The organism is Gordonia sp. p3-SID1431, assembly GCF_025143765.1.
GTDB classification, from domain to species: domain Bacteria; phylum Actinomycetota; class Actinomycetes; order Mycobacteriales; family Mycobacteriaceae; genus Gordonia; species Gordonia hongkongensis.
In genome coordinates, this window is the sequence record NZ_JAMBDT010000013.1 from 58,371 (window position 1) to 66,649 (window position 8,279).

Sequence of the window (8,279 nt, forward strand, 5' to 3'; positions counted from 1 at the left end):
CTCCCAGATGTCGGAAACAGGCGAAGAACGTAACGGTCAGATGTGCAGCGAGGACCGGTAGCCGAAGCGGCCGGCGCGGGTATAGAAGACGCGGGTACCCAGGTAGTAGGCGACCGCGGCGACGAGCACAGTGGGTATCGAGGCGGTCATGTACTCGAACGGGGAGCGTGACACGTAGGTCACCGGGTCGAGGAGATACAGGTAGGTGATCACGCCGAGTGCGAAAGAGACCGCCGCCACCGGGTTGACGCCGCCGCAGAACCAGTAGGTCGATCGCGGCGTCGCGTCGTAGATCGCCTCGATGTCGTACCGCTGCTGACGGAGCAGGTACCAATCGACGATCTGGATACCGCACATCGGCGCGAACGCGATCGCGAGGAAGGCGAGAAACACCGAGAAGTTGTCGAACACCGGGTTCGGGAAGAATCCGACCAGGACGATCGCGGGTACGGCAGCTATGACTGTCGACATGCGCCACGACAGACCCCGGATGCCCGGTAGCTGTCGCAAAGCCAAGGTGGCGGAGTACATCCCGACGGTGGTCGTACCGAAACTGGAGACCACCACGAAGCCCAGCGCCACGATGCCGAACGCCGTTCCGCCGAGGTCGACCACGAACAACGTAGGGTCACCTGCGGAGTCGGGGACCACGAGCCCGCCATAGAAGCCGGCCAGGGAACCGAGACCCACTCCGAGTCCGAGGGCGAACACGACCGGCCACAGCGACGAGCGCGCACGTGCGCCGTTGCGGGCGATTGCCGCGGTGTAGGCCCACCACGACAGGTTCACCGAGATGAGAACCTCGAGGCCGCTGGCCCAGTTGGCCTTCTCGTCGTCGTAGGGCGCAGTGGCGGGCAAGGACATCAGGTTCGACCACCCGGTGTCCTTGACGATGAGAACGATCACCGCGACCGCGAGCAGGATCACGACTGCTGCGATGAGCCGGGTGAAGTCCTTCACCGAATCGGCGCCCTTACGGAGGATCAAGACCACCAGACCGATGGCGATGACACCGATCAGACCCACCGTCCAGCTCGGGATCGAGATGTCGACCGCTCCCGCGATCGCCACCACCGAACGGCCCAACAGAACGATCAGGTAGATGTTCCACCCGATGGTGGCGAGGTAGATCAACGCGACGGCGAGATACTTGCCTCGGACACCGAGCTGCGGGACGGTCGAGGTGACGGTGTCGAAACCGTACTTCGCCGTCACCGGTACGCACGCCAGCGCGATGAACAGGATCCCGATCAGCGAACCGGCGATCATCGCCAGCGTGCCCGGGCCGGCCTGGAGGTAATAGGACACGTACCCGCCGATGATGAAGCACCAGGTGGCCACCGCGGTGGCGACGGACGCGGTGAAGACCGACCCGCCACCCCATGTTCGGGTCGAGCGTGGCATCGGCCAGCCGTTGTCACTCGCGGACGACCCCGTGCCCGGCGAACCCGTGCCCGCGGCTCCGCCGCGGGGACCCATCGCCTTGGTCATGACAGCACCATTCCGAGAGTGATGAGCACAGCCGGGATCACGACCGTGACCAGGCACAGCAGTGCGTAGTCGCGCATCTCCAACGGAACACCCTGATTCTCGGGCTCGTTGATCTGCTCGATCAACGAGCGCAGCTCGGGACTCAGCCCCGGGTTGTGATCACTGGTCACGCCGGCCCCCTTTGTGCGTCTGCGACCTGCGGGATCACCTCGTGGCCGATGAGTTCCAGGGATTTCATGATCTTCTCGTGTCCGACACCGTCGAGCCGTAGCAACACTTCGTCGACTCCCATGTCCTCGAGTCGCTCGATACGTTCGATGAAGTCCGAGGGAGTGCCCACCATGACCGACGGGCTGTACTCACACAACCAGTCCATGTCGTCCTGGTGCTCGATCAGTTGCTCCAGGGTGTCGAGGTAGGTGTACCCGGGCTGCTTGGCGAGCGGCACATACAGATCGAGGATGAACTTGAAGTAGTCCATGGTGACGCGACGGGCCACACTCCGTGCCTCCTCGCGGTCTTCGGCGCAGTAGGCGGTGGCGACGTACAGCCCGCGATAGTTGTTGGGTGCGGCGACCGCGGTGTGGTCGGTCTCAGCGAAGGCGCGGTTGTAGTCGTCGATGCATTCCTGCAGGTAGTCGAAGCCGAAGTAGTTGTCGAAGGTGATGACCCCGATTCCCCGGACCCCGGCGTTTCCGTGGCTCTGAACGCTCGAGGCAGCGACCGAGACCGGCGGGTGCGGAGTGGTGACGGGCTTGGGGACGACCTCGACCGACGGGATCTTCCAGACCGGGCCGTCGTGCTCCAACTTCTCGTCGACCATCGCCTTCATGAGCACGTCCATCGAGTCCTCCCACTGGGCGCGGGTGTCCTTCGGGTCCACACCGAACGCGGCCAGGGTGGTGAGGTTGTTGGATCGCGCGGTGCACACCTCGGCCCGTCCGCGCGACACAATGTCGAGCGTCGCCAGTCGCTCGGCGACGAGGATCGGGTGATTCCACTTCAGCATGACCGACGCCATCGTGCGTAGCTTGATGCGTTCGGTCCGCATCGCGATGGCCGCGTACAACACCTCGGGGGCGGCCACCGAGAAGTTCGGCGGGCTGAAGTGCTGCTCCGAGGTGCCCCAGGTCGAGAAGCCGAGTTGGTCGGCCAGAGCGACCTCATCGATGAGGTCGTGATAGCGCTGCGAGACGGTTGTCCCGTTGAGGTCGCCCTCTTGCAGAAGACCGATGCGCATGGTTGAGACTCCTTCGTGTGAAAACCGTTGTGATGCTGAAAATTCGAACTGCGTTGCGGTGAGTGGTGGTTGATGGGCGTGCCCTTGGCGGGTGTCGGTGTCGTCGGATTCCGCGGTGAGCGTGCGGGGGTAGGCTCGACGGGTGGATGTCGACCTGAAGTCGCCGGCCGAGAAGGCCATCGAGGTGGTGCGAGAATCCGGACCCGACGACGAACCGCAGCGATCGGACGGGCGTTACGTCGTGGACGGCACCGACCTCGCACTCGTCGATGCTCTGCAGTCGGACGGACGTGCGCGCTTTTCCGATCTCGCCCGTCGCGTCGACGTCACGGAGAAGACCGTCCGCAAGCGCGTTGCTCGTCTGCTGTCCGAGGGCTTCATCACCATCGGCGCCGTCACCGATCCGACGAGGTTGGGTTTCGAGGCAATGGCACTGGTGCTGCTCACGGTCGACGGGACACGTCCTCCATCGGGCATCGCCGATGAGCTGTCCCGCCTTCCGCAGGTGGATTACGTGACTGTGACCACCGGTCCTTTCATGATCCAGGTCGAGCTCATCTGTGTCGACAACGTTGAACTCAGAAGGGTTGTCGCACAGTCCATTCGTCCTACTGCCGGCGTGGCCACGGCCGAGGTACTGCCGTTCCTACGTATCCACTACCAGCAGGCCAGGTTCCATCGCGATGACTCCCGGGAGTCGGGAGTGCGCCCGCGCGAACTGGATTCGCTCGATCAACAGATCGTTGCCGGTCTCGCCGTCGACGGACGTGTGTCGTTTCGTGAACTGGCGCGTGGTCTCCAGGTCTCGGAGGCCGCCATCCGGCAGCGCTACGCGAAACTCACCGAATCCGGTGCCGTACACGTGATGGCCATCGTGAATCCGCTTCGTATGGGATTCACCCACACCTGCTGGGCGGGTATTCGTCTCGCGTCCGGGGCCCGCGCGCGGGATGTCGCCGAGGCTCTCACGGAATTGCCCCGGACCTCTTATGTCGCCCTGACCGTTGGACGGTACGACGTGCTTGCCGAACTGGTCACGGCCTCCGGTGAGGAGTTGCTCGCCGTTCTCGACGACGGCGTCCGCGTGATCCCCGGCGTCGGCGCGGTGGAAGTCCTGGTTTACGAACAGCTGCACTACAAAACGCTGCTGCCCCGACCCGAGGACGCCGCCGACGATCATGACAGCGACATCCAGACTGTCTGAGTGTCGACGTACTTGTCGAGAGCTTCGGGGCCGCAATCGCGACCGATGCCGGAACTCTTGAACCCACCGAACGGTGCTGCCGCGTTGTAGTCGGCGTACGTGTTGACCCACACGGTGCCGGCTCGCAGACTCTGGGCCACGTTGTGCGCTTTGCGGACGTCGTTGGTCCACACGCCCGCCGTGAGGCCGTACTCGCCGGCGTTTGCGCGGGTGGTCACCTCGTCGATCGAGTCGAACGGCTGAATGACCAGCACCGGACCGAAGATCTCCTCGGCGACAACAGCGTCGGAGTCGGCGGGTCCGACGATGGCAGTCGGCTCCAGATAGAAACCGCTGTCCGACAACCGGTTACCCCCGAAAGCGATGGTTGCGCCGGTCTGCTGGACCGACGCGAGGTAACCCTCGACCTTGTCGCGGTGCTGACCTGAGACGAGGGGACCCATGGTCGTCGCGCGGTCCAGGCCCGGTCCGATCTCGAGCGCTGCGGCATGGGCCGCGACGATCTCGAGAACCTGATCGAGCGCGGCGCGCTCCACCATCAGTCGTGACCCGCTGAAGCACACCTGGCCGCTGTAGAAGAAGGCGGTGGTGGCGGCCGCCGCAGCGGCCTTCTCGACGTCGGCGTCGGCGAAGATGATGTGGGGGTTCTTGCCGCCGAGTTCGAGAGATGCATGCTTCAGCATCCGGCCGGCCTCGGCTCCCAAATGGCGACCGACCCGCGCGGAGCCGGTGAACGAGATCTTGGCGACATCGGGATGCGAGATCAATGACTGCCCGGTGCTCTGACCCGATCCGGTGACCACATTGACCACGCCCTCGGGCAGTCCGGCCTCGAGCGCGAGTTCGGCGAGTCGAATCGTCGAGAGTGAGGTCAGCTCGGAGGGTTTGAGGACGACAGTATTGCCCGCCGCAAGTGCCGGAGCGATCTTGATCGCTGCCTGGCAGAGCGGAAAGTTCCACGGGGTGATGGCTGCAACGACACCGAGAGGGAGCTTCCGGGTGTAGACGTGAGCGCCAGGCGTCGAGACCGGCACGGTCTGACCTGCCAGTTTGGTGGGCCAGCCGGCGAAATAGCGGAACTGTTCCACGGCGAGGGGCAGATCGACGGCCTCGACATAGCTGACTGGCTTACCGCCCTCGAGCGCATCGTAGGCCGACAGCTCGGGACCGTTCGCCTCGATCAGGTCGGCGAATCGATGCAGGATCCGTTCGCGCAGGCCGGGCAGCATCGTCGACCACGACGAGTCGAAGGCGCGCTGAGCCGACGAGACCGCTGCGTCGACCGTGGCGGTGTCGGCCTCGGCAACAGTCGTCAGCGTTTGACCGGTCGAGGGATCGATGGTGGACAACACCTCTGCGGACTCGACGCGCTCGTTCCCGTCGATGAACGAGCCGTGCGGTCGGGACGCGAAAGCGAGGACGTTGTCCGGGGCAGTGGTGGACGGGGGACTGATGGTCATTCGGTCGACTCCTCAGGAGAGCGGATGGGGGACAAGCGGGACAGTCACAATCGGGAGGGGCAAGCGATTCGAACCTGGTGGTCATGCGGGGATCGTCGGGCGCATCCGCCACCGGTGATAGACCACCGGCGGGCGATCGGCCGAGTGTTCGATGGCGTGAATCATGCCGACGACGATCGTGTGATCACCTCCGACGCAGAAGGATTCGACGGTGCAGTCGAATACCACCGAGGCGCCGGCGATCAGCGGCTGTCCCGAAGCCGAGTACGTCCAATCGGTGCCGTCGAACTTGGCGGCACCTTTGGTCGCGAAGGCCATGGCGGTGTCCTGAAGGCCGTCCGACACGATGTGGACCACAAATCGCCGGCCGGGTCCGAGCGCGGCCAGGGTGTCCGAAGCCTCGTCCAGACACACCAGGAGCATCGGCGGGTCTTGGGAGAGCGAGGTGACGGCGGAGACGGTTGCGCCGTGCGGAACACCCGCCGCGGACGTGGTGGTGATTATCGAGACCGCAGCGGGCAGGTCCGCCATGGCGGCGCGGAACGCCTCGGAGCTGACGCTGGAGAAGTGGCGCGCATCACTTGTTGTAGCCATAAGAGGACCATAATGCGAACAAATTCACCTACGCAAGACCTGAATGCGAAGTTAACGCCCGTAACACGACTGTTTCACGCGCGACCTCTCAGTGGCACGTGCCGCATGCGAACTTTCCCGCTACGGGATCTCGATGTCGGCGGTTCTCATTCGACCCACGTGCGGTGCTCGCCGGCGTGGCTACGGTCCAGGCCTTCGAGGGGGTAACGCCAAGAATGCACCGGCGCCCACGGCGGGCCCGGCCCGCCGATCTGATGACGTGGGTTGTCAGACTTGGTAGCCTGTCGCCACGAGGTCGCCGTTCGACGGGGTACCACGTGGGCCGCGATCGGCGTCCCGGGCGAGAGATGGATTGAATAATGAAGCGCAACAATCGGATTGGCTGAAACAGGCATTGATCGGCGCGGCCGGCAATATCCTGCATCTGCGACGCGACTGCTGGCCCGGTTCGTGGAGTGCAGCCGGATCCGAAGAGAGCGACGACGCGGCCCAGCCGCGAAAGGTGGGGTGGACATGGTCTCGGTGACCGGTGCGGTCGGCACGGTGGTCGAATCGGCACAGGACGCGTTCGGCGCGTTCCAGGTGCTGCGGCGGTCGGGTCTGGTGGATCCAACGGAACCCAAGGAGCTGCTGACCACGGTCAAGCGTGCCAAGATCATCGGGCCGTGTGCGGCGGCGGTGGCGCACGGCGCCGACGAGTACCCCGAGGCCGGAGCCGTCGCCGACGAACACGGCGAGCTCACCTTCGGTGAACTCAATGCGCACGCCAACGCACTCGCCAACCACCTGCTCGCGTCGGGCATCAAGCCGGGAGCGGTCATCGGCGTCATCGCGCGGGACCACCGAGGGCTGCTGACCACCATGAGCGCCGCGGGCAAGGCCGGGTTCCGCCTGGCCATGATGAACACCGGCTTCGGCAAGACGCAGTTCGCCGAGGTCGCCGAGCGCGAGAAGATCGTCGCGATGCTCTACGACGAGGAGTTCACCGACCTCGCCGACTCCCTCCCCGCCGACACCTTGCGCATCGTCACCTGGATCGACGGCAACCGCCCCGTCGGTGACGGCGTCCAGACCCTCGACGACATCGCGGCCACCGGCGATACGTCGACTCCGCCCGAACCCGCCGCGTGGGGCGGACTCGTCATCCTCACCAGCGGCACGACCGGGCTGCCCAAGGGCGCCCAGCGGTCGAAGATGTCGCCGTTCGCCAGTGCGCTTCTGCTGGACCGGATCCCGTTGCCGCAGCGCAGCGCCATGGTGATCGTCTCACCGATCTTCCACTCCACCGGTTTCGCGCTGTGGGGGGTGGGGACGGCGCTGGGCAACAAGACCGTGGTGATGCGCCGGTTCGACGCCGAGAAGACCCTCGCCGCGATCGCCGACCACAAGGCCGAGGTGCTGGTCGCGGTCCCGACCATGCTGCACCGCATGGTCGCACTGGGCCCCGACGTCATCGGCAAGTACGACTTGTCGTCGCTGAAGATCGTCGTGCTCGCGGGTTCGGCTCTGTCACCGACCCTTTCGGAAGCCATTCAGGACACGTTCGGTGACGTACTCTACAACCTCTACGGCTCCACCGAGGTCGCGATCGCAACGGTCGCGCAACCAAAGGAGCTGCGTCTGGCGCCGGGGACGGTGGGCCGCGCACCGGTCACCAGCCGACTCGCGCTCTTCGACGACAAGGGCAACCGGATCTCCGGGACCAACATGCGCGGCAGGCTTTTCGTGCGCAACGGGGCCCCGTTCGAGGGCTACACCGACGGACGCAACAAGGAGATCATCGACGGCTACATGTCCACCGGAGACATGGCCCGATTCGACGAGCACGGACTCCTCCACATCGACGGCCGCGACGACGACATGATCGTCTCCGGCGGCGAGAACGTCTACCCGCTCGAGGTGGAGAACCTGCTCGGTGAGCATCCCGACATCGACGACGTGGCGGTCATCGGCGTCGACGACGACGAATACGGAAAGCGGTTGCGCGCCTTCATCGTCGCCGCCGATCATGCGAACCCGACGCCCGAGGACATCAAGGCGCACGTCAAGAAGCACCTCGCCCGGTACAAGGTGCCGCGCGACGTCGTCTTCGTCGAGGACCTGCCCCGCAACCCCACCGGCAAGCTCGTCCGCCGGCACCTCCCGACCGGCCCGCTCTGACCCTTCGAGGCTCGCTTCGCTCGCACCTCAGGGAGCAGGGGGCTGGCTCGCTTCGCTCGCACCTCAGGGAGCAGGGGGCTGGCTCGCTTCGCTCGCACCTCAGGGTTACTGCTCCCTGAGGAGCGCCCGG

General features: G+C 65.2%; 7 protein-coding genes. 2 read left to right on the top strand and 5 right to left on the bottom strand.

What is annotated here, in order from left to right; all coding sequences use genetic code 11:
- Nucleotides 1-36: 36 nt before the first annotated feature.
- Genes M4D77_RS05650 through M4D77_RS05660 form a run of 3 tightly spaced genes read right to left on the bottom strand, consistent with a single transcriptional unit; the run spans nucleotide 37 to nucleotide 2,731 of the window.
- Nucleotides 37-1,491 (bottom strand): cytosine permease, encoded by a 1,455-nt coding sequence (locus tag M4D77_RS05650; RefSeq protein WP_068970408.1) that lies wholly within the window; start codon nucleotides 1,489-1,491, stop codon nucleotides 37-39.
- Nucleotides 1,488-1,661, bottom strand: a complete 174-nt coding sequence (locus M4D77_RS05655; RefSeq protein WP_171011654.1) for a hypothetical protein — start codon at nucleotides 1,659-1,661, stop codon at nucleotides 1,488-1,490. The genes M4D77_RS05650 and M4D77_RS05655 overlap by 4 nt, the downstream gene beginning before the upstream one ends.
- Entirely contained in the window at nucleotides 1,658-2,731 is a 1,074-nt protein-coding gene (locus M4D77_RS05660) for an LLM class flavin-dependent oxidoreductase (protein ID WP_137810254.1), read from the bottom strand. Before M4D77_RS05660 ends, M4D77_RS05655 begins: the two co-directional genes overlap by 4 nt.
- 142 nt (nucleotides 2,732-2,873) lie before the next feature.
- Between M4D77_RS05660 and M4D77_RS05665 the strand changes: the two genes are divergently transcribed.
- A complete protein-coding gene (locus M4D77_RS05665) occupies nucleotides 2,874-3,935 on the top strand; it encodes an Lrp/AsnC family transcriptional regulator (protein WP_223258856.1) in 1,062 nt (353 codons plus the stop codon).
- Here M4D77_RS05665 and M4D77_RS05670 read toward each other — a convergent pair.
- Both M4D77_RS05670 and M4D77_RS05675 read right to left on the bottom strand, forming a co-directional pair.
- A complete protein-coding gene (locus M4D77_RS05670; RefSeq protein WP_068970410.1) occupies nucleotides 3,908-5,395 on the bottom strand; it encodes an aldehyde dehydrogenase in 1,488 nt (495 codons plus the stop codon). The two genes, M4D77_RS05665 and M4D77_RS05670, sit on opposite strands and share 28 nt — an antisense overlap.
- 81 nt (nucleotides 5,396-5,476) lie before the next feature.
- Nucleotides 5,477-5,989 (bottom strand): flavin reductase family protein, encoded by a 513-nt coding sequence (locus tag M4D77_RS05675; protein ID WP_083229324.1) that lies wholly within the window; start codon nucleotides 5,987-5,989, stop codon nucleotides 5,477-5,479.
- Nucleotides 5,990-6,502: 513 nt separating this feature from the next.
- Here M4D77_RS05675 and M4D77_RS05680 point away from each other — a divergent pair.
- Nucleotides 6,503-8,149 carry an acyl-CoA synthetase gene (locus tag M4D77_RS05680; RefSeq protein WP_259935720.1) on the top strand — a complete coding sequence of 549 codons (1,647 nt, stop codon included), beginning with the start codon at nucleotides 6,503-6,505 and terminating at the stop codon, nucleotides 8,147-8,149.
- Nucleotides 8,150-8,279: the final 130 nt, after the last annotated feature.